Raw genomic sequence first — 26,403 nt, forward strand, 5'->3', positions numbered from 1 at the left:
GTATCGGCTCTAGATGCATTTGAAATAGTCGAAGGGCTCGAGGCATTCCTTGCAACGATAAAGGGCTTTGCAGGCGGTGGATCCGAACTCGCTGACCCGTTCGGTGTCTTTGCTGCCGCAATGAGGGCAGGCAATGACCTCCGGTTCTCCGAGCAGGCTCATTTTGCTGGAGCTGCCCTCGGGTGGCGCGATACCGAACGCCCGAAGCTTTTCTTTGCCTTCGTCTGTGATCCAGTCGGTGGTCCAGGCAGGGGTCAGAACCTGTTTGATTTTCGGATCGCGGAAGCCAGCGGCGCGCAGCGCCTCGGCGATCAGCTCCTCAATCAGTTCGGTTGCCGGGCACCCGGAGTAGGTCGGGGTCACGTCAATGGACAGTTCTTTACCGTCCCAGTGAACCGCCCGGACAATGCCGAGCTCCACGACACTGACTGCCGGCACTTCAGGGTCTTTGACCTCTTCAAGAAGTGCCCAGATGTCGTCCTCTGTCAGCAGATCGGGGCGGGCGTTGGCCGGCACCCGATCACTGGCAATCAGAATGTCGACAGCTGACCGGCTGTCTGAATCACCATGTTGTGGCATCGGGATAGGCCCTCTGCAGGAACTGCATTTCTGCCAGGATGAAACCGAGGTGTTCGGTGTGCTCGCCGTGCTTGCCACCCATGTACATCCAGGCGTCTTCCGCGCCAGGAGTCAGGGTTGCCTGGGTGAGCACCTCGTTGACCATGCCGCGCCAGTCTTTGGCCAGCTGGTCAGTATCCGGGCCAATGCCCGCCTCGGCCATCACACGATCGGTGTCGTCCGGCGTGATAAGCTCGCCGGTAAAACGCCAGAGGATGTCGACGGCGTCCTGCATGCGGCGGTGGCTTTCTTCAGTGCCATCACCAAAACGCTTCACCCACTCCGAGGAGCGGCGCAGGTGGTAGGTCACCTCTTTCAGCGCCTTGGCAGCGATGCCGGCAATGCGCTCGTCGCTGGATTCGGTCAGGCTCTTGAGCGTGAAGTAGTGGTACACGTCGAAGAAGAACTGACGGCCCATGGTGACGGCGTAGTCCTCGTTGGGCTGCTCGGTCATCAGCAGGTTGCGATACTCGTGAGCGTCCCGGCGGAAGGCCAGCTTGTCAGCATCGCGGCCATCGTCGATCAGCTCGGCTGCATACTCGTACCAGTTGCGAGCCTGGCCGACGAGGTCGAGGGCAACGTTCATCAGTGCCATCTCTTCCTCAAGCGCCGGGGCCTTGCCACACAGCTCGCAAAGGCGCTGGCCGAGGATCATGTCGGAATCTGCCAGGCGCAGCAGGTATTCCTTTAATGCTTCTGTTTGTGTCATGGGTACCGCTCCTTACATGTGTCCGACTTCATCGGGCAGCTTGTAGAAGGAAGCGTGCCGGTAAACCTTGTCTTCCGACGGATCGAAAAGCACTTCCTTCTCGTCGGACGCGGACGCCGTGATGGTGTCGGAGGGCACAACCCAGATGCTCACGCCTTCGTTGCGGCGTGTGTACAGGTCACGGGCGTTCTCCATAGCCATCTCGGCGTCAGCAGCGTGAACGCTGCCCACGTGTTTGTGGTTCAGGCCGTGCTTGGACCGTACAAAGACTTCGTAAAGGCGCCATTCAGACATGTTGTATTCCTCCGGTATCAGGCGGCTTGTGCGCGCTGTTTTTGTTTTTCGGCGTAGGCGACGGCCGCTTCACGGACCCAGGCACCTTCGTCAATAGCGTTCTTGCGAGTCTTGATGCGCTCGCGGTTGCAGGGACCGTTGCCCTTGAGGACGTCGTAGAACTCCTGCCAGTTGATTTCGCCGAAATCGTAATGGCCGGTTTCTTCGTTCCACTTCAGGTCCGGATCCGGTGCAGTGCAGCCAAGGAATTCGAGCTGCGGCACGGTCTGGTCAATAAACATCTGGCGCAGTTCGTCGTTGCTCTTGCGCTTGATCTTCCAGGCCATGGACTGCTGGGAGTTCGGGGACTCGTCGTCATGCGGTCCGAACATCATCAGTGCCGGCCACCACAGACGGTTAATGGCGTCCTGCACCATGGCTTTCTGTTCCTCGGTGCCTTCGCGCATCATGTCCAGCAGGATCTGGTAACCCTGACGCTGGTGGAAGCTTTCTTCCTTGCAGATGCGGATCATGGCGCGGGAATAGGGACCATAGGAGGTACGCTGCAGCACCACCTGGTTAACAATGGCGGCGCCGTCTACCAGCCAGCCAACAGCACCCATGTCCGCCCAGTTCAGGGTCGGGTAGTTGAAGATGCTGGAATACTTGGCTTTTCCCTGGTGCAGCTTTTCGATCTCTTCGTCACGGTCAGCACCCAGGGTTTCCATGGCGCTATACAGGTACAGGCCGTGGCCCGCTTCGTCCTGAATCTTGGCCATCAGCTGGAGCTTACGCTTGAGCGTAGGCGCGCGGGTAACCCAGTTGCCTTCCGGCAGCATGCCGACCACTTCAGAGTGGGCGTGCTGGGAAATCTGGCGAATCAGGGTCTTCCGGTAGCCTTCCGGCATCCAGTTTTTGGGTTCGATTTTGGTTTCGGCGTCGACCTTTTCCTGAAAGTCGCGCTCTTCGGGCGACATCTCTTCTTTGGTCTTAAGGCGCTTGGCGCCGGTTTCAACGAGCTGGGCGTACATAAACAAATACCTCCGGATCGGGCTTGTTGTTCTGTTGTCCGTGAACAGAGAACCCTCAATAACAACTGAGGGTCAATGACTCCATATTATATGATACTGAATAAATATCAAGAACAGTCTTTGTGTGTCATGTTATATCTAAAAGCTTCCTTATGAGATCTTATAGTGCTGATTTGCATAATAAAAAAAGTGATACGTGAGCAAATGCTATTGAGATCAGCAAACGGAAAGCAATTTTAAATCGGTGATTGCGGGGCCTGGTGGTGGGAAAAGCAGCGAGAGTCAGCGGCATCCGCTGCGTGCTGACTCTCTGCTGGTCGGTCGGATTTACTGGTTACGGCGATCAAATACGCGCTTGGCCTTGCCTTCCGAGCGTGCCAGACGGTTGGTTTCCACCACCTCGACACGGGTGCTGATGCCGATGTAGGACTTGATGTGGTGCGCCAGTTCCTTGGCCGCCGCAGCACGACTCTCGGGGGTGTCGGTTACGCCGGGTTTCAGTTCGGTCCGGATATCCACGCAGTCCAGGTTGCCTTCCTTGTAAACCTCGATCTCGTAGTGCGGTGCCAGAGCCTCGCACTTGAGCACCTGCTCCTCGATCTGGCTCGGGAACACGTTGACGCCGCGAATGATCAGCATGTCGTCGCTGCGGCCGGTAATTTTGTCAATCCGGCGCATCGGGCGCGCTGTACCCGGAAGCAGGCGGGTGAGGTCTCGGGTGCGGTAACGCAGAATCGGCAGGGCCACCTTGGTCAATGACGTGAAGACCAGCTCACCGTATTCACCATCAGGCAGCACTTCACCGGTTTCCGGGTTGATGATTTCCGGATAGAAGTGATCCTCCCAGATGGTCGGGCCGTCTTTGGTTTCAATACATTCCATGCCCACGCCCGGGCCCATGACTTCCGATAGGCCGTAGATATCCAGTGCCTCGATGCCAAGGCGCTCTTCGATCTCGGAACGCATGGCGTTGGTCCAGGGCTCCGCGCCGAAGATGCCCAGGCGCAGCGGCAGCTTGTGGGGATCGATGCCCTGCCGTTCCATCTCGTCGGCGATGTTCAGCATGTAGGACGGTGTGACCATGATGATGTCCGGCTCAAAATCCTTGATCAGCTGGACCTGCTTCTCGGTCTGCCCGCCAGACATCGGAATAACGGTGCAGCCCAGACGCTCGGCGCCATAGTGGGCACCAAGGCCACCGGTGAACAGGCCATAACCGTAAGCCACATGTACCTTGTCACCGCGGGAGCCGCCACCGGCCCGGATGGAGCGCGCCACAATGTCGGCCCAGGTGTTGATGTCGCTCTGGGTGTAACCAACCACGGTTGGCTTGCCGGTGGTGCCACTGGAAGCGTGCACCCGAACCACATCCGACATGGGCGTGGCAAACATGCCAAACGGATAGTTATCGCGCAGGTCTGCCTTGGTGGTAAATGGCACCTTGGCCAGGTCTTCCAGCGAGTTGATGTCCATGGGTTTCAGACCGAGGTCATCAAACGCTTTACGGTAAAAGGGCACGTTGGTGTAGGCATGGACAACGCTCCAGCGCAGGCGCTGCAGTTGTTCATGGCGCAGCTCATCAATGCTGGCGGTTTCCATGCGGTCAAGTTTGCCAAGTTTTTGTAGTGGTAAGGTCATGGTTCTGTCCTGCGTTGTTCTTGTCTGCCAAGGGTCTTTGTTCTGTTTTCCGCGGTGGCCTCAGGCCACCGTATCCGTGCGCTCAATGATCAGGGCGATACCCTGACCAACGCCGATGCACATGGTGCAGAGGGCATAGCGCGCTCTCTGGCCTGCAGCGTGGCGACGTTCCAGTTCGTTAAGGGCGGTGGTTACCAGCCGGGCTCCGCTCATGCCCAGGGGGTGGCCCAGGGCAATGGCGCCACCGTTCGGGTTCACGTGCTCGGCATCATCCGGCAGGCCGAGGTCCCGGGTAACTGCCAGGGCCTGGGCGGCAAACGCCTCGTTCAGCTCGATCACATCCATATCCGCCAGTTCCAGGCCGGCCGTGGCCAGAACCTTGCGGGTGGCGGGAGCCGGGCCAAAGCCCATGATCCGGGGCTCCACGCCGGCCGTTGACATGGCAACGATTCGAGCGCGGGGTTTAAGGTTGTATTGCTTGAGAGCATCGGCTCCGGCCAGCAGCAGTGCGCAGGCGCCGTCGTTCACGCCGGACGCGTTACCGGCGGTGACTGTGCCGTTTTCACGGAACGGGGTCGGCAGCGAGGCCAGCTTTTCAAGGCTGGTTTCCCGGGGGTGCTCATCAGTATCCACCACCAGTGGGTCTTGCTTGCGACGGGGAATCGTGACCGGTGTGATCTCCGTAGCGAATCGGCCATCCTTTTGGGCGGCCGCTGTGCGCTGCTGGCTGCGCAGGGCAAAGGCGTCCTGATCTTCCCGCGAAATGCCGAAATCGGCCGCCACGTTCTCGGCGGTTTCGGGCATGGAATCGATGCCGTATTGCTTTTTCAGGACCGGGTTTACAAAACGCCAGCCGATGGTGGTGTCAAAAATCTCCGCCTTGCGGCTGAACGCGGACTCGGCCTTGCCCATAACGAAGGGAGCCCGAGACATGGATTCGACGCCGCCGGCAATCATCAGCTGGGTTTCGCCAGTACGGATGGCCCGGGCGGCGCTGCCCACTGCATCCATGCCGGAACCGCACAGGCGGTTGATGGTGCTGCCCGGCACGTCTACCGGCAGGCCTGCCAGCAGAAGGGACATGCGGGCAACGTCGCGGTTGTCTTCGCCGGCCTGGTTGGCACAGCCGTAGAGAACGTCGTCAACTTTCGACCAGTCCAGGTCGGGATGACGCTCGGTCAGCGCCTTGATGGGGATGGCGCCCAGGTCGTCTGCACGCACTGCGGAGAGAGCGCCGCCATAACGACCGATGGGGGTGCGAATGGCATCGACGATGTAAGCGTCTTTCAAGGTGTTGTCGGTGCTCATGCAGTTTCCTCCGAGTTGCGAACGGTGCCACGAACCTCGTAGGAGCGGCCCCGGAACAGGGCAACCTTGCGGCCGTCCTGATTGGTTAGTGTGATGTCGTAAACGCCGGTGCGGCCGCCGCGGGCCTGTTCTTCGGCGGTGGCGGTCAGCAGGTCGCCCTCTTTGGCGCCGTACATGTAATCAATGCTGCAACCGGAGGCCACGGTGGCGCGGTCGTAGCTGTTACAGGCAAACGCAAACGCCGAATCGGCCAGGGTGAACAGGTAACCGCCGTGGCAGGAGCCGTGGCCCTGGATCATGTCGCAGGTGACCGTCATGGTGAGCACTGCCTTGCCCGGGGCAACGGACTCGATGTTCATGCCCAGTTTCTGGCTGGCGCGGTCCCGCGCGAACATGGCCTTGGCGCATTCTTCGGCGAGTACTTGCGGATCCATCTCGCTCATGAATAAAACCCCTTCTGTGCAAATGCGTTCTTCCGGAGCAGCAGGGCAGGGCGATAGCGGTCCTCTGCGTAGCTGGTCTGGATGTTGGTGAGCACCTTGAACACGTGGCCCGCGCCCAGGCGGTCGCTCCAGCTCAGGGGGCCGTCGGGATAGTTCAGGCCCGCTTTCATTGCCAGATCGATATCCGCGACCGTTGCAACATCGTGCAGAGCCGCATCGGCCGCTTCATTCGCCAGCATGGCGACGGTACGCATGATGACCAGCCCCGGCCGGTCCGCGATCAGGCTGACTTCGATACCCGCTTTTTGCAGTAAAGCACAGGCACAGGAAACCGCTGCGTCGGACGCCTGATCGGCAGGCGCCAGGGCAAGCCGGCTTGCTTTGCTGTAGTCAAAGGCAAGGTCAAACAGCACCAGATTGGCGAGGCCCTCACAGGCGGCACGCTCGGTAGCCATCCGGCCGTCGGTAAGTGCCAGTACCGCATCGCCGAAGCGAATCTGGCCCGGGCCGTCGCGCTCGATAATGGTCAGGCCGGCTGCCTTCAGTCGCTCCAGCAACGGTGCGGCTACGCCGGGATTGCCTTCGGCAATGACCACGGACTCATCGGATTGATGTGCCGGCTCGGTCTTTGGCTGCGGCTTTTCCGCACTCTCGCCATAGGGATAGAACCCCTGGCCGCTCTTGCGTCCCAGGCGACCGGCTTCCACCAGTTCTTTCTGGATCAGCGACGGTAGAAAGCGGGGGTCCTGATAATAGGAATTAAAGACAGAGCTGGTAACCGCATAATTGACGTCGTGTCCGATCAGGTCGGTCAGCTCGAATGCGCCCATGCGGAACTGGCCAGCTTCGCGGATAATCGCATCCAGGGTGGCGGCATCGGTGGCCTGCTCCTGAAGGAGGCGAAGGCTCTCCGCGTAAAACGGACGGGCCACGCGGTTCACGATGAAGCCCGGAGTCGACGTTGCATACACCGGCTTCTTGCCCCAGGCGGTGGCCGTGGCATGGACGGTATCGGCAACGGTCTTGCTGGTCGCCAGCCCCATGACCACTTCGACCAGCGCCATCAGCGGTGCCGGGTTGAAGAAGTGCATGCCCACCAGACGCTCCGGTTTGCTCATGTCAGCACCGAGGGCGGTAACAGAGATGGAGGAGGTGTTGGTGGCGAGGATCGTATCGGCGGTACACAGGTCTTCAAGGCTCGCCAGCAGCTGACGTTTGATCTGGAGGTCTTCGATGATGGCCTCGATCACCAGCCCGGCGTCTGCGACGTCATCAAGCTTTGCAACCGGGTGAATCCGGCCGATCACATCGTCCAGCTCCTGCTGCTGCATCTTGCCTTTGTCGACACGACGCTGAAGCTGCTTCGCGATACCGTCACGGCCCGCCTCGGCGGCACCCTCTCTCTGGTCGTGCAGGTAAACCTGGTGGCCTGCCTGGGCGGCCACCTGGGCAATGCCGGAGCCCATGGCGCCGGCGCCGACGACGGCAACTTTGGTTTGAGTATCCAGTGCCGGCATGGCTTATTTCCCCTTGAAGTTCGGCGTGCGTTTTTCCATGAAGGCGGCAACGCCCTCACGGTAGTCTTCGGTCTGTCCCGCCATGCGCTGCAGATCGCGCTCCAGATTGATCTGCTCTTCAAAGGTGTTGCTGGCGCTGGCGTGCAGTGCCCGCTTGATCAGTGCAAGGCCCTTGGTCGGTTGGGTCGCGAAATGGCGGGCAAGTTTCATGGTCTCTTCCATGAGTTGCTCGTTATCAACGCAACGCCAGATCATGCCCCAGTTCTCGGCCTGCTCGGCGCTGATCTTGTCGCCCAGAAGTGCCATGCCTTTGGCTCTGGCCATGCCCGCTACCCGGGGCAGAGTCCAGGTGCCGCCGGAATCAGGTACCAGCCCCAGTTTGCAGAAGGCCTGAACGAAATTGGCTGAGCGGGCCGCGAGGGTAATGTCGCAGGCCAGGGCAATGTTGGCGCCGGCGCCAGCGGCCACCCCGTTAACCGCGCAGAGCACGGGCATCGGCAGATCCCGGAGGCTTCGCATCAGCGGGTTGTAATAGTTCTCCAGAGAGGCGCCCAGGTCCGGCATTTCCTGATCTGGCGAGACGCTGCGGTCGGAAAGATCCTGCCCCGCACAAAAACCCCGGCCGGAGCCGGTGATGACCAGTACACGGACAGACTCATCCTTGCGCACGGTGCTGATGGCATCGCGCATACGCTCATGCATTTCAACGTTGAAACTGTTCAGGTTGTCCGGACGGTTCAGGGTAAGCAGAGCCACGCCCTGATCGATTTCAAGAAGAATGCTCGGCTGAGTCATGGCGGTATGTCCTGTTGTTTGTTGTAGGGGGGATAGCGCGAAAGGTGTGTTAAATCGGCACACTGCTATCGAATGTGGAAAATGAGTATATCTTAGAATTGATACTCGTCAAGGATTGTTCTGGCTTGGTTCTGTATCACTTTGGTCGGAGGTAATCGCCTGCTTTGTCTATATTGCTGAATATCCGGTAAAAATTCATCAGCGCTCTCAGGTTTGAGCCATTGCAGGGGTGGATTCTCGTCTCAAAACAGGCGCTAAGGTATGAAAAATCTCCCGGAAAAGGATAATGTGATACAGAAAATGAATCACAATGACTTTTCGGGTCCCACGTTCAGCCTGTCGTTTGGCGGAGCGCTGCCAGGCCCGTCCGCGAAGGAGACCGTTATGCCCAGCTACAGTATAGAAGGCGTTGTTCCTGTTGTTCATCCGTCCGCCTATGTGCATCCAACCGCCGTTCTCATTGGGGATGTCTGGATCGGACCGGATTGCTACGTGGGGCCTGCGGCTTCGCTGCGTGCAGATTTCGGGCGGATCATTCTGAAACAGGGGTCGAATGTTCAGGACACGTGTGTCATGCATGCCTTTCCCGGGATGGATACGGTTGTCGAGAAAAACGGACACGTCGGCCATGGCGCAATCCTGCACGGCTGCGTTGTCGGAGAAGATGCCATGGTGGGCATGAATGCGGTGGTGATGGATGAGGCGCACATTGCACCCCGCTCCATTGTTGGCGCCTGCGCGTTTGTTAAGGCGAAGTTTACCTGTGAGCCGGGATCGCTGATTGTTGGCTCGCCGGCCAAGGTTATGCGCATGCTGAGCGACAAGGAAATCGCCTGGAAGAGAAAGGGCACAGAAGAGTACCAGCGACTCACGCTTCGTTCTCTGGCAAGCCTTGAGGAGGTCCAGCCACTGTCAGAAGCTGAGACGGATCGGCCCCGGGTGGACGCCAGCGGTTACAAGCCCAAGTACGAGCAGTCCGAATAGATGGTTTGGCGCCGGATACGGGAAATCGCTTTTAGAGTCCGGCGTCCTTGACGTTCTCCATAACCACAAACGTGCTGGTTTGCAGCACGTGGGGCAGGGCCGAGATTTCCTCCCCAAGAACCTGCCGGTATTCCTGCATGTTGCGGGTTCGGACTTTTAACAGGTAGTCGAAGTTCCCGGCAATCATGTGGCACTGCTCCACCGCCGAGACGCTCTGAACAGCTTTGTTGAAGGCGGTCAGGGCGCCGCTGCTGGTGTCGTTCAGGGTAACCTGTGCGAAGGCAATGTGGCTGAGACCAAGTTTGGTCTGGTTAACCAGGGCCGTGTAACCGGTGATGTAGCCGTGCTCCTCAAGCCGGCGCATCCGCACCTGACATGGCGTTTTGGAAAGGCCCACCCGGGACGCAAGCTCGGTTACCGTGATTCGGGAGTTCTTCTGTAGCTCGCGAATAATGGATTGGTCTATTCGATCCAATTCGGCCATGTTGTCTGTTCCAGGTTAAATTAACGGCTAAATCATATGGCAAATATAATCGAAACTCCTCTAATCCGAAACTATATGGTCTAAGTGACTTTCCGGCCTTGCGTATACTGGTAGGTTCATCAGCCCAGTAAGAACGTTTACCAAGTCCGGAGAGTTTCGATGACCGATTCCCGCGCATTACAAAAACAAACCCTGCTGGAACAGCTTGCCGATGTCCTCCAGAACCAGGCGTCCGATAACGACGACTCCCTTGAACTCCGGGAGATCGTGGCCCGGATGGTGGAGGAGTCCCGATCCTGGGATGACGACCTCCACGGCGAACTGGTCCGGAGTTTCGGCGACTCGATTGGCGGGCGCTATGCCCAGGTGTTCAGTGGCGGGTTCCCTTCGGCCTACCGGGCGAGGTTTCCGGTGTCAGAGGCACTTGCCGATATTGAGCAGATCCAGTCTATTGCCGTCAGCACCGATGTGCCCATGCGGTTCTACCAACCCAGAGATCCTTCCGAAACCGGATTCCACTTCAAGCTCTACAGCGAAGGCCAGCCGGTTATCCTGTCAGATGTGATTCCGATTCTGGAGAACCTGGGTATGCGGGTTCTGGGCGAGCACCCATACCGGGTTCGTCGACGGGATGGCGAAAATTTCGGCGTCAGTGATTTTACCGTCGAACTCCACGACCGGTGCCGGCAAGCCGACCTGAGAGCTGCAAGGCCGCTGATCCAGTCGGCGTTCCGGGAGATCTGGAACGGCTTTGCAGAAAACGACGATTTCAACCAGCTGATCATGCTCTGCGGCCTGAGCTGGCGGGAAGTGGCGCTGATCCGAGCCTATGCCCGTTACGTGAAACAACTGCGATTCGGGTTCAGCCAGCCGTTCATTGCAGAAACCCTGGCCCGGCATCCGGATATCACTTCGCGGCTCGTGGCGTTCTTTTTCAATCGGTTCGAGCCCGGGGTAAAAGGACGTAAGTCCAGGACAGAAAAGCTTGAGGCAGAGCTGCGGGATTCGCTGGAAGCGGTGGCGAGCCTCGATGACGACCGCATTCTGCGGCGTTTCTTCATGCTCATTCGGGCAACGCTGAGAACCAACTATTTCCAGGTCCGGGAGGATGGCGGGTTTCCGTCCTATCTGTCGCTCAAGCTGGATCCGTCGTCGATTCCTGACATACCGCGCCCAAGGCCAAAGTTCGAGATTTTTGTGTATTCGCCCCGAATCGAAGGCGTGCATCTGCGTGCCGGGCCAGTCGCGCGGGGTGGCCTTCGCTGGTCCGACCGGATTGAGGATTACCGTACGGAGATCCTTGGCCTGGTGAAGGCCCAGCAGGTCAAGAACTCGGTGATCGTGCCTGCAGGCGCGAAGGGTGGCTTCGTGGTGAAGCAGCCGCCCAGGGATGGCTCTCGGGAGGCCGTTCGCGAAGAAGGGGTTTCCTGCTATCAGACCTTCATAAGGGGGCTGCTGGATATCACTGATAACCTTGATGACGGCCAGGTAGTCCCTCCTGCCAATGTCGTTCGCTATGACAGTGATGACACCTATCTGGTGGTCGCCGCCGACAAGGGCACAGCCACGTTTTCCGATATCGCCAACGCACTGGCGGCAGAGTACAACTTCTGGCTGGGCGATGCCTTTGCCTCCGGGGGCAGTGAGGGCTACGACCACAAGAAAATGGGTATCACCGCCCGGGGCGCCTGGGAGTCGGTGAAACGGCACTTCCTGGAAAAAGGCACCGATACCCAGAGCGATGAGTTCACCGTGGTCGGTATTGGCGATATGGGTGGCGATGTATTCGGCAACGGCATGCTCCTATCCGACCGAATTCGACTTATCGGTGCATTCAATCACCAGCATATTTTTGTCGACCCGGATCCGGATGCTGCGGCCTCGTTTCGCGAGCGAGAGCGGCTTTTCAAACTGTCCGGCTCATCCTGGGCCGATTACGATACCCAGCTGATCAGCGACGGGGGCGGTGTTTTCTCCAGGTCCATGAAGTCTATTCCTGTGTCGTCGCAGATGCGCAAGGTGTTGGGCATCAAGGCACGCAGCCTGTCGCCTGCGGATCTGATCAGCGCTTTGTTGAAAGCGCCGGTAGACATGCTCTGGAACGGTGGTATCGGGACCTATGTGAAGGCGCCTTCAGAGTCCCATGAGGATGTTGGCGACAAAACCAACGATGCGCTTCGAATCGACAGTAACGAACTGCGATGCAAGGCATTGGGAGAAGGCGGGAACCTGGGTGTTACCCAGAAGGCCCGCATCGACTTCGCCCGTCGTGGCGGCTCCGTGAACAGTGATTTTATCGATAACGCCGGTGGCGTCGACTGCTCGGACCATGAGGTGAACATCAAGATTCTGCTGAATGACCTGGTGCACCGACAGCTGATGTCGCTTCCGGAGCGAAACCGGATGCTCAGGGCCATGACGTCTGAGGTGGCCGAACTGGTGCTGCGCAACAATTACCGACAGGCGATGGCGCTGAGTCTTGCCCAGAACCCCGCAGTTGCCACCGCAGACCAGTACGAACGGCTGATGCGCAGGCTGGAGACAGAAGGCAAACTGGACCGCAGTCTCGAATTTCTTCCGTCGGATGAAGAATTGCAGGCTCGCCGTGAGCACGGCGGCGGCCTGACACGCCCTGAACTGGCGGTACTGGTTTCCTACGCAAAAATTGAACTCAAGCAGGCCCTGGTCGCATCACCGATCGTCCATGACCCGCGATTCAATTCTGCACTGCACTCGGCTTTCCCGGCCTCTCTGCTGGCCGCCTTCCCGGAAGCGGTGGGGGCCCATCCCCTGCGTGCAGAAATCTCGGCCACCCAGATTGCCAACGACATGGTAAATCGCATGGGGATCACCTGGTTTGACCGGATACGCAGCGCTACCGGGGCTGATGCTGGACGGATTGCCTCGGCCTACCTGATCTCCCTGCGAATACATGACGTAGACGCCCATTGGGAGAGTATGGAATCACTGGATGGAAAAATTTACGTCGGCGTTCAGGCAGACCTGTTCGCCGATGCCATCCGGTTGGTGACCCGAAGCACCAGCTGGCTCTTGCAGAACCGCCGGCAGGCGCTGGACCCGGTTTCCTGTATCGACCATTACCGGGCTCCCATGGCGGATGTGCTGGCTTCAAAAAGCCGACTTGAATCGGTGATTCCTGCAAGTCGCTGGTATGAACGCTATGCTGAATACTGTGAGCGGATGGTTCCGGAAGATCTTTCCGCCTGGTGCGCTTCCGCGGAAAGCCGTTACTGGCTGATGGACATGGTCGAGATCGCCCGTCAGCTGGACGAAAAGCTGGAGTCGGTGGCCTGGGTGTATTTCACGCTCGGTGAAAGCCTGAACCTGACCTGGTTGGACCGGCAAATGCGGGCCTTCCGGGCAAATGGCCACTGGCAAGTGTTGGCGACCATTCATTTCAGGGACGAGCTGGATCATCAGTTACGGAATCTCACGCTAAGCGTGTTTTCCGAGCCCGTTGATGGCGATGGAACGCCGGAGAAGCGGATTGAGGCGTGGCGGGGGAACAAGCGGATGTTACTCGCCCGCTGGGAGCGGATGCTGAACGACATGCAGGCCGCCAATGATGTGGATTGTGCCGTTTTCTCAGTCGCTCATGGAGTGCTCAGAGAGCTGGCATTGAAAGCCGCATAGCAGGACTACGACAGGCAAGGTGACTGAAAATCACGTTTTTTGGAGAAAATTATTAATTTTTTGTGATGTATTAAAGACGTAATGGCACGCTTGCCTTGAATTTATAGCGAAATAGTCTTTGTCGATCTCGGTAGAATGCCGGAGAGACAAACAACTAAGAGGGTACAACTATGAGACCGCAGCAATCACAGACGCCCGAGCTTGTCGATAGCCGGCAGGCGATTCGTGATTATTATCTCGCTGACGAGCACAAGGTTATCCACGAGATGATTGCTGGTGCCCAGTTGTCCCAGGCCGAGCGCGACGCCATTTCCGCTCGTGCGGCTGAACTGGTGCGCAGCGTTCGCAAGAATGCCAAGTCCACCATCATGGAAAAATTCCTGGCGGAGTATGGCCTGACGACCAAGGAAGGCGTTGCCCTGATGTGTCTGGCCGAGGCGCTGTTGCGCGTGCCTGACAACACCACCATCCACGAGCTGATCGAAGACAAGATCACCTCCGGTGCCTGGGGCACCCACGTGGGCAAGGCGTCCTCTGGGCTGATCAACACCGCCACCGTTGCCCTGCTGATGACCAGCAACCTGCTCAAGGATTCCGAGCGCAACACCGTGGGTGAAACCCTGCGCAAGCTGCTCAAGCGCTTCGGCGAGCCGGTTATCCGTACTGTGGCCGGTCAGGCGATGAAAGAGATGGGGCGACAGTTCGTTCTGGGTCGCGATATCGATGAAGCCCAGGATGAGGCCAAGGAATACATGGCCAAGGGTTACACCTATTCCTACGACATGCTGGGCGAAGCTGCCCGCACCGATGATGACGCCAAGCGTTATTACGACTCCTACTCCAACGCCATCGACAGCATTGCCAAGGCGAGCAAGGGCGATGTCCGCAAGAACCCCGGCATCTCGGTCAAGCTCTCCGCCCTGCTGGCCCGTTACGAGTACGGCAACAAAGAGCGGGTCATGAACGAGTTGCTGCCCCGGGCCCGCGAACTGGTCAAAAAGGCCGCGGCTGCGAATATGGGCTTCAATATCGATGCCGAGGAGCAGGATCGTCTGGATCTGTCTCTGGATGTGATTGAGGAGCTGGTGGCGGATCCCGAGCTTGCAGGCTGGGATGGCTTTGGCGTGGTTGTTCAGGCGTATGGCAAGCGCTCCTCTTTCGTACTCGACTGGCTCTACGGGCTGGCGGAGAAGTACGACCGCAAGTTCATGGTGCGTCTGGTGAAAGGCGCCTATTGGGATGCTGAAATCAAGCGTGCCCAGGTTATGGGTCTGAACGGGTTCCCCGTGTTTACCCGCAAGGCCTGCAGTGACGTCTCTTTCCTGTCCTGCGCCACCAAGCTGTTGAACATGACGAACCGGATTTACCCACAGTTCGCCACCCACAACGCGCATTCGGTATCTGCCATTCTCGAAATGGCCAAGACCAAGGGTGTGGACAACTACGAATTCCAGCGCCTCCACGGCATGGGCGAATCCCTGCACAATGAGGTTCTGAAGGTCAGTGGTGTGCCCTGTCGCATTTATGCGCCGGTTGGCCCGCACAAGGATCTTCTGGCGTACCTGGTGCGTCGTTTGTTGGAGAACGGTGCCAACAGCTCCTTCGTGAACCAGATTGTGGACAAGCGCATCACACCGGAAGAGATTGCCAAGGATCCGATTGTCAGCGTTGAGGAGATGGGCAATAACATTTCCAGCAAGGCGATCGTGCACCCGTTCAAGCTGTTTGGCGATCAGCGTCGCAACTCCAAAGGCTGGGATATTACCGATCCGGTCACGGTTAACGAGATCGAGAAAGGTCGCGGAGCCTACAAAGACTATCGCTGGAAAGGTGGTCCGCTGATTGCGGGTGAGGTGGCCGGTACCGAAATCCAGGTGGTACGTAACCCGGCCGATCCGGATGATCTGGTTGGCCACGTCACCCAGGCCTCCGATGCTGATGTAGACACCGCGATTACCTCAGCGGCGGCCGCGTTCGAGAGCTGGTCCGCCAAATCGGCTGAAGAGCGTGCTGCCTGCGTTCGCAAGGTGGGCGACCTGTACGAGGAGAACTACGCCGAGTTGTTCGCGCTCACTACCCGTGAAGCGGGCAAATCCCTGCTGGATGCGGTTGCTGAGATCCGTGAAGCGGTCGATTTCTCACAGTACTACGCCAACGAGGCCATCCGCTATAAAGACAGCGGCGATGCCCGCGGCGTGATGTGTTGTATTTCGCCCTGGAACTTCCCGCTGGCGATCTTCTCCGGGCAGATTCTGGCCAACCTCGCGGCAGGTAACACCGTGGTGGCGAAGCCGGCTGAGCAGACATCCTTGCTGGCTATTCGCGCCGTGGAACTGATGCATCAGGCGGGTATCCCGAAGGATGCCATCCAGTTGGTGCCGGGTACCGGCGCAACCGTGGGTGCAGCCCTGACCTCCGATTCGCGGGTGAGCGGCGTGTGCTTTACCGGTTCTACCGCTACTGCCCAGCGCATTAACAAGGTCATGACCGAGAACATGGCGCCGGACGCGCCGCTGGTGGCAGAGACCGGTGGTCTGAACGCGATGATCGTGGACTCCACGGCATTGCCGGAGCAGGTCGTCCGTGACGTGCTGGCGTCTTCGTTCCAGAGTGCCGGTCAGCGGTGTTCCGCCCTGCGTATGCTCTATGTGCAGAGAGACATTGCCGATGGCCTTCTGGAAATGCTCTACGGTGCAATGGAAGAGCTCGGCATCGGCGATCCCTGGCTGCTGTCCACGGATGTGGGCCCGGTGATCGACGAGAACGCCCGCAAGAAGATCGTGGACCACTGCGAGAAGTTCGAGCGCAACGGCAAGTTGCTGAAGAAAATGACAGTCCCCGAGAAAGGCCTGTTCGTTTCGCCGGCAGTTCTCAGCGTCAGTGGTATTGAGGAGCTGGAAGAAGAAATCTTCGGGCCAGTCCTGCACGTGGCCACGTTCGAGGCGAAGAACATCGACAAGGTGGTGGACGACATCAACGCCAAGGGCTACGGCCTGACGTTTGGCATCCACAGCCGTGTTGATCGCCGCGTCGAGCGTATTACCAGCCGGATCAAGGTGGGTAACACCTATGTGAACCGCAACCAGATCGGTGCCATCGTGGGCTCCCAGCCATTCGGTGGTGAAGGCCTGTCTGGCACCGGTCCAAAGGCCGGTGGTCCGCAGTACGTCCGTCGTTTCCTGAAAGGTGAAACGGTCGAGCGCGAGGCGGATTCGAACGCCAGGAAGGTGGATGCCAAGCAGTTGCAGAAGCTCATCGGGCAGCTGGACAAACTGAAGACGTCCAGGCCTGAAGCTCGTATGGACGCAATCCGGCCCATCTTTGGCAATGTTCCGGAGCCACTGGACGCTCACGTGGAAGCGCTACCCGGGCCAACGGGTGAGACCAACCGCCTGTCCAACCATGCCCGTGGCGTGGTGCTGTGTCTGGGACCGGACAAGGAAACCGCTCTGGAGCAGGCGGGTACCGCGTTGTCACAGGGCAACAAGGTGGTGGTGATTGCACCGGGCACCCAGGATGTGGTCGATCAAGCGAATAAGGCCGGGCTGCCGATTGTTGGCGCCGAGGGTCTGTTGGAGCCGGAAGCACTGGCAACCATCGATGGCTTCGAGGCGGTAGTCAGCTGTGGCGATCAGCCCCTGCTGAAAGCCTATCGCGAGGCACTGGCCAAGCGTGATGGTGCGTTGCTACCGCTGATCACTGAGCACACGCTGGATCAGCGATTTGTGATCGAACGCCACCTATGTGTCGACACAACGGCCGCGGGCGGTAACGCCAGTCTGATTGCCGCCTCGGAATAAGCGGCGACAATCGGTGCAAAACGCGCCCGGCGTCAGGTCTACCTGACGCCGGGCGCGCCTGTTTTCAGTCTCTGGTTAAACAGCATTCGGCGGCCTTCGGCCTCGGCAACGTCCGAGAGGAAGAAGCTCACCGATGATCCCGGCCCACGCTGGGCCAGAAGGCCTGCATCCAGCGCGCTCAGGCAGCCGATTTTCGGGTAGCCGCCGATGGTTTGCCGGTCTTTCATCAGAACGATTGGCTGGCCATCTTTAGGCACCTGAATAGCTCCGTAGGCAATCCCTTCCGAAATAATCCCGTCCAGATCCGAATGAATCGCATCGCCCTTCAGGCGATAGCCCATGCGATCAATATTCTGGCTGATTTCGTAATCGCACGAGAAAAACTTCTCCCGCTGAACTATAGAGAAGCTCCGATACTGATAGCCGGGAATAACCCCCAGGCGCAGGTGTTGTTGATAATCGGGGACTTCCGGCTCGGGAAGAAAAGCTTCAACAAACGATGCGTTTTTCTCAAACTCCAGCGTATCGCCCTTGGCCAGTTTCGCGCCTTTGCCATCCAGGCCGCCCAGGCCCTCGCGTGCCACGGTGGCGCAACTGCCAAGCTTCATGGCTGGCTTGAATCCGCCGCTGACCGCCAGGTAGGCCCGCAAGCCGCTCACAGGCGTGGTGAAGTCCAGTCTGTCGCCCTTATTGATGTGATGGGTGCGCCAGGGCGCAATGGCCTGATCGTTGATACGGGCGCCCAGATCGCCGCCGGTAATGGCAATGCAGGCCTCATGGTTCGCCTTCAGGCTGAACCTGCCAAAGGTGATTTCGATCTGTGGGGCATCGAGATCATTGCCCAGCAGGCGGTTCGCCCAGAAAAATGCAAACTCGTCCATGGGGCCGCCGGTGGTCACGCCCATATGCTGGTAGCCGTGGCGGCCGGCATCCTGAACAAGGGCCAGCATTCCGGGTTCGAGGACTTCAAAGCTCATCGAGGTTGCCTCCCAGCTCCAGGAATTCGTCCCGGCTTATGGCGCGAAAGCGCACCTGATCGCCGACCTGTACCAGGGCCAGAGAGTCGCTGTCCCAATCCACCATTTTCTGCGGCGTGCGGCCAATGATTTGCCAGCCACCCGGTGTGCAGCTCGGGTAGATTGCGGTTTGGGTGCCTGCGATACCGACGCTGCCGGTAGGGACTTTCAGTCGGGGCGTGGATTTCCGCGGAATGGCAATCCGTTCGTCGGTACTTCCCAGGTAGGCAAACCCCGGAGCGAAGCCGATGGCGTAGACCTGATAAAGCTGTTCACTGTGAATGCGAACGACCTCGTCCCGGGACAGGCCGGCATGCTCGCAGACATCCTCCAGGTCCAGACCCACTTCGCGATCATAGTAGACGGGCAGCTCGACGATGCGGGCAGAGTCGCCCTCGGTGGAACCATCATCCTCGGAGTCGATCGCTGCGCGCACCCTGCGGACGATGGCAAACCGGTCAGCCTGTTCCAGATCCCAGGTCACCAGAATTGAGGTGTATGAGGGGACCAGGTCAACAATGAGGTCGGACATGTCGCGCCGCAGCCGGTCCGTGGCCCGCTTGACCAGGCCTGCGGATTCCGCACCGATCTGGTCGCCAAAATACACCATGCAGGTGTTTTCGTTGACCGACTCGATCCTCATAGCGCTTCCACGACCTGTCGCATATGCCGTGCAGCGTCGACGGCATGGTAGCTGTCGCCGTGAATACAGATGGTATCGGCCTTGATCGGAATAGGTTTGCCCGAGATCGAGGTGACCGTTCCTTCGCGGATAATCTGGGTGACCTGCGCCTCAATGGCTTCGGTTGTCTCGTGCACGGCACCACGAACCGACCGTTTTACCAGTCTGCCCTCGTCGCTGTAGGCGCGATCAGAGAACGCCTCGAACCAGACCTCGATACCATATTCGTCCGCGCGATCCTTGACCTGTTGCCAGTCCGGCGTTGCCATGACCACCAGGGGGCACTTTGGTGCGTAGGAGCGAACAGCGGACATAACCACGGACAAGGTGGTGTTATCGACCATCATCCGGTTATACAGGGCGCCGTGGGGCTTCACGTAGGAGATGGAAGTGCCATGTACCTGGCAGATGCCGTTGAGCGCCGCCATCTGGTAAACCAGGATAGCCTTGAGCTCGTCCGGGCGGCAGTCCATGTCCCGACGGCCGAAACCGAGCAGGTCCGGGTAGCCGGGGTGGGCGCCGATGGTAACGTTCTGGGCCAGGGCCAGCTTGACCGTGTGATCCATGGTCAGCGGGTCGGATGCGTGAAACCCGCAGGCAATACTGGCCATATCAATGTAGGGCATGACTTCGGCATCCATGCCCTTGGTCCAGGTGCCGAAGCTCTCGCCCATGTCGCAGTTGAGTTTCATTGTGTACCTCCGAAAAACGTTGTGTCCTGCATTATCCCTGGCTCATGGTCTGGGGCAGGTAGGTGACAATCTCAGGGAACCAGCCGATCAGGAAAAGTGCTGCCATGATCAGCAGGAAGAACGGCAGGGCTGCCCGGGCCACGTACAGTATGTCTTTACCTGTCAGAGCCTGGATGACAAACAGGTTGAAGCCCACCGGGGGCGTAATCTGTGCCATCTCTACCACCAGCACAATAAAGATCCCGAACCAGAGCAAGTCGATGCCGGCCTGCTGAACCATCGGCATGACAACCGCCACGGTCAGAACCACAACCGAAATCCCGTCGAGGAAACAGCCAAGCAGGACGAACAGCACTGTCAGGCCGATCAGCAGCTCGAACGGTGACAGGGACATGCTGCCGATCCAGGCAGCCAGCTCCCGCGGAATACCCAGGAAGCCCATGGCCAGGGTCAGAAAGTGGGCACCGACGAGAATCAGGCCGATCATGCAGGAGCTTTTCACAGCGCCCAACAGACTGTCCTTGAAACTCTGGATGCTGAGTGAACCGGTTGCGGCCGCGATGATCAGCGCGCCGAACACGCCCAGTGCAGCGGCTTCGGTTGGCGTGGCAAAACCGGTATAGATAGAACCGAGTACGAAAATGATCAGGCCAACGATCGGGAGCAGCATCTTCAGGGCCTTGATCTTGACCGAGAACGCCAGGTTTTCCTTTTTGGTGGTTGGCAGCTGATCTTTGTTGAGCTTGGCCCAGATCATGGTGTAGCCCATGAACATGGCAACCAGCATCAGGCCGGGCAGAGCACCGGCAATAAACAGGCGGCCAATGGAAACTTCCGCGGCCACGCCATAAACAATCAGAATAATGGAGGGTGGAATCAACAGCCCCAGCGTGCCGGAGCCGGCCAGGGTGCCTACCGCCATCTTGTCGCTGTAACCCTGGGCCTTCAGTTCCGGCAGGGTCATTCGGCCAATGGTTGCGGCCGTGGCAGCTGAGGAGCCGGAAACTGCCGCAAAAATGCCACAGCTCAGAATATTCACATGGAGGAGCTTGCCGGGCAGTCCGCCCATCCAGGGCGCCAGACCCTTGAACAGATCCTCGGAAAGTCGGGTACGAAACAGAACCTCGCCCATCCAGATGAACATGGGCAGGGCCGTCAGGGACCAACTGGTGCTTGCGCCCCAGCTCGATGTGGCGAACAACAGGCCGATCTGATCATTGCCGGAGAGCAGCAGGCCCAGAATGCCGACCCCAACCAGGGTCAGGGAGACCCACACGCCTACGGCGAGCATCAGGATCATCGCAACTGCCAGGACAATCGAGAGAAATGCGATATCCATTACACTTCCTCCAGATTGATCTCGTCTTCATGCTGCTGGTAGGAAGGAGTGCGCTTGCGAATCACGGCAACCAGGTCGTCCAGGATGGCAATGTTGAGTGCCGTCATTCCCAGTGCAACCGGAACCTGCGGTATCCAGATGGGGATCGGGATATAGCCGTGGGACACCTCCTCGAAGATGTAGGATTCCCACACCATGTGCCAGCCATAGAACGTCATGTAGCAGGCGAGCCCGAACCCGAAAATGAGGACGACAAGCTCCTGCCAGAACCTTGGCCGTGCCGACCACTTCTGGATAACCAGGGTCACCCGGATATGGCCGCCGTTATGAAAGGTGTAGGCAAGACCGAAGAAGGTGGAGGCGGCAAGAGCCCAGCCGGACACGTCTTCCGCTGAGGGAATGATAAAGCCGAACAGGCGGCCCACGATCTGCGCCAGGATGACGACCATGATCAGGGCGATGCAGAAACCAGCAGCGTAACCGGATGCCAGATAAAATTTCTCTCGAAGAGAGTTCATAACGGATGCCTCCCGGAACAGCCTCCTGAACACTCAGGAGGCTTCCGTTGAGTGAACTTTTAGCGGTAGTTGGACAGGATAGCGCCGACTTCCTCCGGTGCTTCCTGTTCCCACTCTTTCACCATGATGTCGCCGATCTTCTGGAGCTCGGCCATCAGTTCCTCAGACGGCTCGGAAACCGTGATGCCATTTTCCGCCAGAGTGGCGGTGTCTTCAGCGGCGGTCTTGCGAACGCCTTCCCAGCCTTTGGCCTCGGCCGCAGCGGCCGCATCCAGGATCACCTGGCGCTGTTCATCGCTCAGGCGACGGAAAGCACGCTTGTTGACGACCACAACGTTCTTGGGAATCCAGGCCTTGATATCGGTGTAGTGGGAAAGGTAATCCCAGGCCTGCCCGTTGGCGCCTGTCGACGGTGAGGTGATCATGGCATCAATAATGCCGGTGCTGAACGCCTGCGGGATCTCGGGCACCTGAACCGTTGTCGGGGTTGTGTTCATCAGGTCAGCGAGACGCGAAGTGGAAGGGCTGTAAGCCCGCATCTTCAGGCCTTGCAGGTCTTCCAGGGTGTTGACCGGGGCTTTGGTATACAGGCTCTGGGCGGGCCATGGCACGGTGTAAAGCAGGGTCATGCCTTCCTTGTCCAGCTGCTTTTCGATCTGGGGCTTGGCGGCTTCCCAGAGTCTTTTGGCATCTTCGAAGCTGGTTGCCAGGAACGGAATGTTGTCGTGTTTGAACACCGGATGGGTGTTGCCCATGATGCCGATGAAGATTTCACCCAGCTGCACCTGACCGGTTCTTACTGCCCGGGGAATTTCCGGGTGCTTGACCAGGGAGGCACCGGAATGAACGGTGATGGTGAGGTCACCATCGGTGCCGTTTTTAATGTCCTCGGCAAAACCGTAGGCAATCTGGGTAGGCAGGTTGGCATCGCCGTAAGGCGTTGGCATGTGCCATTGCTGAGCCTGAACGGATGAAGTCAGCAGCGCCCCGGTAACCAGGGTGGCTGTGGCGAGTTTTTTGAACATAACGAATCTCCCGTGTTTCTGTTTTTTTATCGTTTCAGTTGAACGGCGGCTTCAGAGTACCGCCAGTTCTTCATTCAGCCGCTCGGTAAGCAGCATTTTTCCCGGTACATGGGTTATTGCGAAAGGCAGGCGAGCGTTCTCGAGGGCCAGTTGCGGGGTAACCCCGCAGGCCCAGAACAGCGGAAGCTCGCCCGGCCTGATCGTTACCGGATCTCCAAAATCAGGCTGGTTAACGTCCTGGATGCCAATGAGCGCCGGATCGCCGATGTGAACCGGTGCACCGTGGGCCTTTGGCAGGCGGGTCGTGATCTGTATCGCGCGGATGGCATCCGCACCGTTGAACGGGCGCATGGAAACCACCATGTTGCCGCTGAACCGGCCCGCGGGCCGGGTAGCGATGTTCGAGCGGAACATGGAAACGTTCCGCCCTTCGTCCACGTTCCGGACTGAGAGGCCGGCCCTGATCAGGGCATCTTCAAACGAGAACGAGCAACCCAGGACAAAGGTCACCAGGTCGTCCTGCCAGAGGCTTTTGAGATCCGTGACTTTCTCCGCCCGCTCGCCATTCCGGAATACCTGGTATTCAGGTACATCGGTCCGGATATCCAGATCGTGCCCCAGGTCGGGAAGGGCCGGATCCCCGGGTTGAGACATGCCGATCAGGGGGCAGGCAACCGGGTTATTCTGACAGTATAGGAGAAAATCTCCGGCCCATTCGGACGGCAGGATGACCACGTTCCCCTGGAGCAGGCTGTTGGCCTGGCCACTTGTAGGCGCTGTGTGGTCGCCCGAACGAATGCGAGCGCGTAATTCTGAGGCCTGATCAAGCAGGTTGTTCTTGAAATCGGAATACGCACCGGTGTGCATGACGGTAACCCCTGATTGAAATTGTCTTTTACAACTAAATTTCAGGGTATACCGGCTGGTGAAAAAGTCTAATTATCGTTTTTTAGGCCTTGTGATAACTTTTCGTGATGTGTTGCCCGGTCGTATTCGTCGGAGACCATCACTCCAAGGTTTGCTGCCAGCTCTGCAATCGGGTTGAAGGGTGCCCCGGAATAGGAGGCTGTGAAGGCGAGTTCTGAGGGCGTCCATGAGGTATTGAGCTGGACCAGGCGGCCGCTTTCCAGTTCGTGCTTGATCACGCTTAGCGGGAGCGTGGAGATACCAATGCCATCCAGAGTCAGCTGCCGGCAGGCTGCCAGCGAGCTTGACGAATAGAAGCGCGCCGGCAAGTCATCCAGCTCACTGAATTTCTGGCTGATTTCCGCAAAGGGTTTGGTGTTTCTGGCATAGGTAATGACGGGCCACTCGGCGAGCTCTTCGAGTTTCAGAAGCCTGTCTGGAAGATTCAGCTCCGGGCTGGCTACCCAAATCAGCGGGAAACTGCACAGTGCCCGATTCTCAATTTTCGGCTCCGACACGGGGCCCATCAAAAAAGCCAGATCCAGGCTCCGATCCAGCAAGCCGGATCGGAGGTTGCCGGAGACATCCACCGTTATTTCCACATCCAGATTGGGGGCCGTTTCATGCAGTTCCCGGAAAAAACGCGGCAGCCAGGAGTGAACGATGGTTTCGGAAACGCCCAGTCGAAGGATGCCTGACAGCGAGGCCCCACGGTCTGCGCGCTTGCGCAGCTGCTGGGCCATAAAGACGATCTTCTCAGCGTAGGGCAGGAGTTCCTGGCCCTTGCTGGTCAGTTTGCTGTGGCCGGACTCGCGCTCGAACAGCCTGACGCCCAACTCGTCTTCAAGAGCTGCGATACGGTTGGAAATGGCCGGCTGGGTGGTGTGCTGGTGCTCGGCAGCCTTGCGAAAGCTACCCAGCGTCGCAACCCAGATAAAGGTCTCCAGACGCTTGAAGTTCATTGATTCCCGGACCTCAGAGGGGCCTACAGCGCAGCATAGCGCTCGTGAAGGATGCCAACCCGTTCAACATAGGCCTTTGTTTCGGCGTAGGGCGGTACGCCCTGGTAGCGGCTCACGGCACCGGGCCCTGCGTTGTAGGCGGCGGTGGCCAGCCGGATGTCGCCATTGAACCGGTTGAGCATCTTGGCCAGATAATGCACCCCGCCACGGATGTTCTCGGCCGCCGCCAACGCATTGCGCACACCCAGTTCTTCGGCAGTACCTGGCATCAGTTGCATCAGCCCTTGCGCGCCCACCGGGGACAGGGCCTTTTCATTGAAGGCCGATTCGGCGTGGATCACAGCGCGAACAAGCGCGGGATCAACCCCGAATTCCTGTGCCGCCGTCTGGATCTCGGAATCGAATGGCTTGGTGAACAGTGGCGTCTTGCGCCAGTCGACGCTGGATTCCGGGTCACAGGCGTAACAGTGGAAGCGGATAACGTCGAACTCGGCACCGGCAGGTTGTACGCTGCTATACGCCACCACGCCATTGTTATCGGTGTAGCGGTAGACGGTATCGGTGCCGGAGGAGGCCCTGGGCTGGCTGGCGTTTTTCACGTTGGTGAATTCCACGGTGCCATCCGGATGCACAATACGCTTGATGCCGTCTGCCATGGCGGGTGCCGACAGAAAGAGCAAAAGCGCTGCGATGGATGGGATCAGAAATGCTCTGCCGTTGGTCATTACTCACTCGCGAAAGATGCCGTCTGTGGCCGGCTTCAGGTATTCTTTGAATACCGCCGTTGGCTGAATTATACGGGCTTGCGGGTCGGAATAAAGCGCGCGCTGTGTCGTAAAAATGTTACGTTCTGCGTTTAATGCCGGCCAGTTCTCATTCTATGGAGAGGTCCCTTTAAAGCATCATGGTTAACCCGACCGACACAGGCAACCTCGTTCTCATCGGCATGCCCGGCAGTGGCAAGAGCACGGTGGGTGTGCTGCTGGCCAAACGTCTGGGCCTCGGGTTTATCGACACCGATCTGCTCATTCAGGAAGAAGCCGGTCGTACTCTCCAGGCAATTGTAGACCAGGATGGCTACATAGCCCTGCGTCGAATAGAAGAACAGGTGCTTCTCAAGCTGGATGTCCGGCACAAGGTGATCAGCACGGGAGGCAGCGCCGTCTACAGTGAACGTGCCATGGAACACCTCAAAAGCAACGGCACCGTCGTGTTTCTCGACATCCCGCTTGAACTGGTTATCGAGCGAATCGGCGATCACAGCATGCGGGGCATTTCCCGGAGGCCGGATCAATCTTTGGAAGCCCTGTTCGAAGAGCGTTTTGAGCTGTATTCCCGGTATGCGGACGTGACGGTGAAAGGGGAGGGTCTTAATCAGGATCAGGTCTGCGAGGCGGTTGTCGAGAGCCTTGTTTCACCGCAATACTGAGCTCCAGTATTAGCTCAAGTTAAGGTGCATCCAGCCAGACCTCACTGCTACAGTCCGAGGATGTGTTGGGAGGACTTAATGATGAAGAACTGGACTTACGTACTTGCGATCGTATTTGTCGGACTGTTTTCAGGGACGGCTCTGGCTGAAACATCACCCGAGGATTCTTCCGTGGAGTCGCTTAAGCAGGAAACCCGTGAGTTGGGTGAGGCGCTTCAGGAGTATGGTTCTGATCAGAAAGAGCAGGCCGAGGATTCGATCAACAAAACATTGTCGGCCCTGGATAAACGCATCCAGGAGCTTGAGCAACAGCTCTCGAAAAACTGGGACGATATGAGCGATACCGCCCGGGAGCGGTCCCAGAAGAGCCTCGAGTCGTTGCGGGAACAGAGAGCTCGTGTCCAAAACTGGTATCAGGAACTGAAAGACAGCTCAGCATCCGCCTGGGAGAGGGCTCGAAAGGGATTCTCCGATGCCTATGAAGCGCTTTCAGAGCAATGGAACAACACCGAGGAGGAGTTGCAGGACTCGGAAAAACGCTCCGACAGCATCTGAGCTGGCCCAGCGCTGGTCAAGTCAT

24 protein-coding genes are annotated in these 26,403 nt (G+C 58.5%); 5 read left to right on the top strand and 19 right to left on the bottom strand.

All coding sequences use genetic code 11. The features are described from left to right. Positions 1-9: 9 nt before the first annotated feature. The 9 genes from paaD to paaG form a co-directional block, all read right to left on the bottom strand. Positions 10-579: a 1,2-phenylacetyl-CoA epoxidase subunit PaaD gene (gene paaD, locus KYE_RS12230; protein WP_008173796.1), complete on the bottom strand. Its 570-nt coding sequence runs from the start codon at positions 577-579 to the stop codon at positions 10-12. After that, positions 563-1,327, bottom strand: a complete 765-nt coding sequence (gene paaC, locus KYE_RS12235) for a 1,2-phenylacetyl-CoA epoxidase subunit PaaC (RefSeq protein ID WP_008173798.1) — start codon at positions 1,325-1,327, stop codon at positions 563-565. The genes paaD and paaC overlap by 17 nt, the downstream gene beginning before the upstream one ends. A gap of 12 nt (positions 1,328-1,339) precedes the next feature. Next, a complete protein-coding gene (gene paaB, locus KYE_RS12240) occupies positions 1,340-1,621 on the bottom strand; it encodes a 1,2-phenylacetyl-CoA epoxidase subunit PaaB (protein WP_008173800.1) in 282 nt (93 codons plus the stop codon). Positions 1,622-1,638: 17 nt separating this feature from the next. Then, on the bottom strand, positions 1,639-2,631 hold the full coding sequence (paaA, locus tag KYE_RS12245; RefSeq protein ID WP_008173802.1) for a 1,2-phenylacetyl-CoA epoxidase subunit PaaA: 993 nt from the start codon (positions 2,629-2,631) through the stop codon (positions 1,639-1,641). A 327-nt stretch (positions 2,632-2,958) separates the two neighbouring features. After that, positions 2,959-4,269 carry a phenylacetate--CoA ligase PaaK gene (gene paaK, locus KYE_RS12250; protein ID WP_008173803.1) on the bottom strand — a complete coding sequence of 437 codons (1,311 nt, stop codon included), beginning with the start codon at positions 4,267-4,269 and terminating at the stop codon, positions 2,959-2,961. Between the two features lie 60 nt (positions 4,270-4,329). Next, complete coding sequence (gene pcaF / locus KYE_RS12255) at positions 4,330-5,577, bottom strand: 3-oxoadipyl-CoA thiolase (protein ID WP_176443055.1); 1,248 nt, start codon at positions 5,575-5,577, stop codon at positions 4,330-4,332. Then, the gene (gene paaI / locus KYE_RS12260; RefSeq protein ID WP_008173807.1) at positions 5,574-6,020 is read right to left on the bottom strand and encodes a hydroxyphenylacetyl-CoA thioesterase PaaI; all 447 of its coding nucleotides are present in this window, start codon (positions 6,018-6,020) and stop codon (positions 5,574-5,576) included. Before paaI ends, pcaF begins: the two co-directional genes overlap by 4 nt. Then, positions 6,017-7,537, bottom strand: a complete 1,521-nt coding sequence (paaH, locus tag KYE_RS12265) for a 3-hydroxyacyl-CoA dehydrogenase PaaH (RefSeq protein WP_008173809.1) — start codon at positions 7,535-7,537, stop codon at positions 6,017-6,019. The genes paaI and paaH overlap by 4 nt, the downstream gene beginning before the upstream one ends. A gap of 3 nt (positions 7,538-7,540) precedes the next feature. After that, positions 7,541-8,332: a 2-(1,2-epoxy-1,2-dihydrophenyl)acetyl-CoA isomerase PaaG gene (paaG, locus tag KYE_RS12270; RefSeq protein ID WP_008173811.1), complete on the bottom strand. Its 792-nt coding sequence runs from the start codon at positions 8,330-8,332 to the stop codon at positions 7,541-7,543. Positions 8,333-8,716: 384 nt separating this feature from the next. Here paaG and paaY point away from each other — a divergent pair, with 384 nt between their 5' ends. Further along, complete coding sequence (paaY, locus tag KYE_RS12275) at positions 8,717-9,316, top strand: phenylacetic acid degradation protein PaaY (protein ID WP_008173812.1); 600 nt, start codon at positions 8,717-8,719, stop codon at positions 9,314-9,316. A gap of 31 nt (positions 9,317-9,347) precedes the next feature. Here paaY and KYE_RS12280 read toward each other — a convergent pair whose 3' ends face one another. After that, positions 9,348-9,800: an Lrp/AsnC ligand binding domain-containing protein gene (locus KYE_RS12280; RefSeq protein ID WP_008173814.1), complete on the bottom strand. Its 453-nt coding sequence runs from the start codon at positions 9,798-9,800 to the stop codon at positions 9,348-9,350. Between the two features lie 159 nt (positions 9,801-9,959). Here KYE_RS12280 and KYE_RS12285 point away from each other — a divergent pair, with 159 nt between their 5' ends. Both KYE_RS12285 and putA read left to right on the top strand, forming a co-directional pair. Next, complete coding sequence (locus KYE_RS12285) at positions 9,960-13,454, top strand: NAD-glutamate dehydrogenase (RefSeq protein ID WP_008173817.1); 3,495 nt, start codon at positions 9,960-9,962, stop codon at positions 13,452-13,454. Between the two features lie 170 nt (positions 13,455-13,624). Next, positions 13,625-17,254: a bifunctional proline dehydrogenase/L-glutamate gamma-semialdehyde dehydrogenase PutA gene (putA, locus tag KYE_RS12290; protein ID WP_008173818.1), complete on the top strand. Its 3,630-nt coding sequence runs from the start codon at positions 13,625-13,627 to the stop codon at positions 17,252-17,254. A gap of 38 nt (positions 17,255-17,292) precedes the next feature. On the opposite strand, the gene KYE_RS12295 is transcribed toward putA, so the two are convergent. The 9 genes from KYE_RS12295 to KYE_RS12335 all read right to left on the bottom strand — a co-directional run bounded on the left by KYE_RS12295 (position 17,293) and on the right by KYE_RS12335 (position 25,119). Then, a complete protein-coding gene (locus KYE_RS12295) occupies positions 17,293-18,231 on the bottom strand; it encodes a biotin-dependent carboxyltransferase family protein (protein WP_008173820.1) in 939 nt (312 codons plus the stop codon). Beyond that, positions 18,221-18,913, bottom strand: coding sequence for a 5-oxoprolinase subunit PxpB (gene pxpB, locus KYE_RS12300; RefSeq protein WP_008173822.1), 693 nt, complete (start codon positions 18,911-18,913; stop codon positions 18,221-18,223). Before pxpB ends, KYE_RS12295 begins: the two co-directional genes overlap by 11 nt. Then, entirely contained in the window at positions 18,910-19,644 is a 735-nt protein-coding gene (locus tag KYE_RS12305; protein ID WP_008173825.1) for a 5-oxoprolinase subunit PxpA, read from the bottom strand. The genes pxpB and KYE_RS12305 overlap by 4 nt, the downstream gene beginning before the upstream one ends. A gap of 31 nt (positions 19,645-19,675) precedes the next feature. Continuing rightward, on the bottom strand, positions 19,676-20,983 hold the full coding sequence (locus tag KYE_RS12310; protein ID WP_008173827.1) for a TRAP transporter large permease: 1,308 nt from the start codon (positions 20,981-20,983) through the stop codon (positions 19,676-19,678). Next, complete coding sequence (locus tag KYE_RS12315; protein WP_008173829.1) at positions 20,983-21,501, bottom strand: TRAP transporter small permease; 519 nt, start codon at positions 21,499-21,501, stop codon at positions 20,983-20,985. Before KYE_RS12315 ends, KYE_RS12310 begins: the two co-directional genes overlap by 1 nt. A 59-nt stretch (positions 21,502-21,560) precedes the next feature. Continuing rightward, positions 21,561-22,526 carry a TRAP transporter substrate-binding protein gene (locus KYE_RS12320; protein ID WP_008173832.1) on the bottom strand — a complete coding sequence of 322 codons (966 nt, stop codon included), beginning with the start codon at positions 22,524-22,526 and terminating at the stop codon, positions 21,561-21,563. 51 nt (positions 22,527-22,577) lie between these two features. Continuing rightward, positions 22,578-23,393, bottom strand: a complete 816-nt coding sequence (locus KYE_RS12325; protein WP_008173834.1) for a putative hydro-lyase — start codon at positions 23,391-23,393, stop codon at positions 22,578-22,580. Between the two features lie 68 nt (positions 23,394-23,461). Then, complete coding sequence (locus tag KYE_RS12330; RefSeq protein ID WP_008173837.1) at positions 23,462-24,394, bottom strand: LysR family transcriptional regulator; 933 nt, start codon at positions 24,392-24,394, stop codon at positions 23,462-23,464. Between the two features lie 23 nt (positions 24,395-24,417). After that, the gene (locus KYE_RS12335) at positions 24,418-25,119 is read right to left on the bottom strand and encodes a lytic transglycosylase domain-containing protein (protein ID WP_008173838.1); all 702 of its coding nucleotides are present in this window, start codon (positions 25,117-25,119) and stop codon (positions 24,418-24,420) included. Between the two features lie 179 nt (positions 25,120-25,298). Between KYE_RS12335 and KYE_RS12340 the strand changes: the two genes are divergently transcribed. Together KYE_RS12340 and KYE_RS12345 are read left to right on the top strand one after the other, a co-directional pair. Then, a complete protein-coding gene (locus KYE_RS12340; RefSeq protein WP_008173840.1) occupies positions 25,299-25,823 on the top strand; it encodes a shikimate kinase in 525 nt (174 codons plus the stop codon). Positions 25,824-25,901: 78 nt separating this feature from the next. After that, the gene (locus KYE_RS12345; RefSeq protein ID WP_008173843.1) at positions 25,902-26,378 is read left to right on the top strand and encodes a hypothetical protein; all 477 of its coding nucleotides are present in this window, start codon (positions 25,902-25,904) and stop codon (positions 26,376-26,378) included. Positions 26,379-26,403 lie beyond the last annotated feature (25 nt).

Source organism: Marinobacter manganoxydans MnI7-9 (genome assembly GCF_000235625.1).
GTDB classification, from domain to species: Bacteria; Pseudomonadota; Gammaproteobacteria; order Pseudomonadales; family Oleiphilaceae; genus Marinobacter; species Marinobacter manganoxydans.

Coding starts and splice junctions, on each gene's coding strand:
- paaD (WP_008173796.1), bottom strand. CDS start 579: ATGCCACAACATGGTGATTCAGACAGCCGGTCAGCTGTCGACATTCTG.
- paaC (WP_008173798.1), bottom strand. CDS start 1,327: ATGACACAAACAGAAGCATTAAAGGAATACCTGCTGCGCCTGGCAGAT.
- paaB (WP_008173800.1), bottom strand. CDS start 1,621: ATGTCTGAATGGCGCCTTTACGAAGTCTTTGTACGGTCCAAGCACGGC.
- paaA (WP_008173802.1), bottom strand. CDS start 2,631: ATGTACGCCCAGCTCGTTGAAACCGGCGCCAAGCGCCTTAAGACCAAA.
- paaK (WP_008173803.1), bottom strand. CDS start 4,269: ATGACCTTACCACTACAAAAACTTGGCAAACTTGACCGCATGGAAACC.
- pcaF (WP_176443055.1), bottom strand. CDS start 5,577: ATGAGCACCGACAACACCTTGAAAGACGCTTACATCGTCGATGCCATT.
- paaI (WP_008173807.1), bottom strand. CDS start 6,020: ATGAGCGAGATGGATCCGCAAGTACTCGCCGAAGAATGCGCCAAGGCC.
- paaH (WP_008173809.1), bottom strand. CDS start 7,537: ATGCCGGCACTGGATACTCAAACCAAAGTTGCCGTCGTCGGCGCCGGC.
- paaG (WP_008173811.1), bottom strand. CDS start 8,332: ATGACTCAGCCGAGCATTCTTCTTGAAATCGATCAGGGCGTGGCTCTG.
- paaY (WP_008173812.1), top strand. CDS start 8,717: ATGCCCAGCTACAGTATAGAAGGCGTTGTTCCTGTTGTTCATCCGTCC.
- KYE_RS12280 (WP_008173814.1), bottom strand. CDS start 9,800: ATGGCCGAATTGGATCGAATAGACCAATCCATTATTCGCGAGCTACAG.
- KYE_RS12285 (WP_008173817.1), top strand. CDS start 9,960: ATGACCGATTCCCGCGCATTACAAAAACAAACCCTGCTGGAACAGCTT.
- putA (WP_008173818.1), top strand. CDS start 13,625: ATGAGACCGCAGCAATCACAGACGCCCGAGCTTGTCGATAGCCGGCAG.
- KYE_RS12295 (WP_008173820.1), bottom strand. CDS start 18,231: ATGAGCTTTGAAGTCCTCGAACCCGGAATGCTGGCCCTTGTTCAGGAT.
- pxpB (WP_008173822.1), bottom strand. CDS start 18,913: ATGAGGATCGAGTCGGTCAACGAAAACACCTGCATGGTGTATTTTGGC.
- KYE_RS12305 (WP_008173825.1), bottom strand. CDS start 19,644: ATGAAACTCAACTGCGACATGGGCGAGAGCTTCGGCACCTGGACCAAG.
- KYE_RS12310 (WP_008173827.1), bottom strand. CDS start 20,983: ATGGATATCGCATTTCTCTCGATTGTCCTGGCAGTTGCGATGATCCTG.
- KYE_RS12315 (WP_008173829.1), bottom strand. CDS start 21,501: ATGAACTCTCTTCGAGAGAAATTTTATCTGGCATCCGGTTACGCTGCT.
- KYE_RS12320 (WP_008173832.1), bottom strand. CDS start 22,526: ATGTTCAAAAAACTCGCCACAGCCACCCTGGTTACCGGGGCGCTGCTG.
- KYE_RS12325 (WP_008173834.1), bottom strand. CDS start 23,393: ATGCACACCGGTGCGTATTCCGATTTCAAGAACAACCTGCTTGATCAG.
- KYE_RS12330 (WP_008173837.1), bottom strand. CDS start 24,394: ATGAACTTCAAGCGTCTGGAGACCTTTATCTGGGTTGCGACGCTGGGT.
- KYE_RS12335 (WP_008173838.1), bottom strand. CDS start 25,119: ATGACCAACGGCAGAGCATTTCTGATCCCATCCATCGCAGCGCTTTTG.
- KYE_RS12340 (WP_008173840.1), top strand. CDS start 25,299: ATGGTTAACCCGACCGACACAGGCAACCTCGTTCTCATCGGCATGCCC.
- KYE_RS12345 (WP_008173843.1), top strand. CDS start 25,902: ATGATGAAGAACTGGACTTACGTACTTGCGATCGTATTTGTCGGACTG.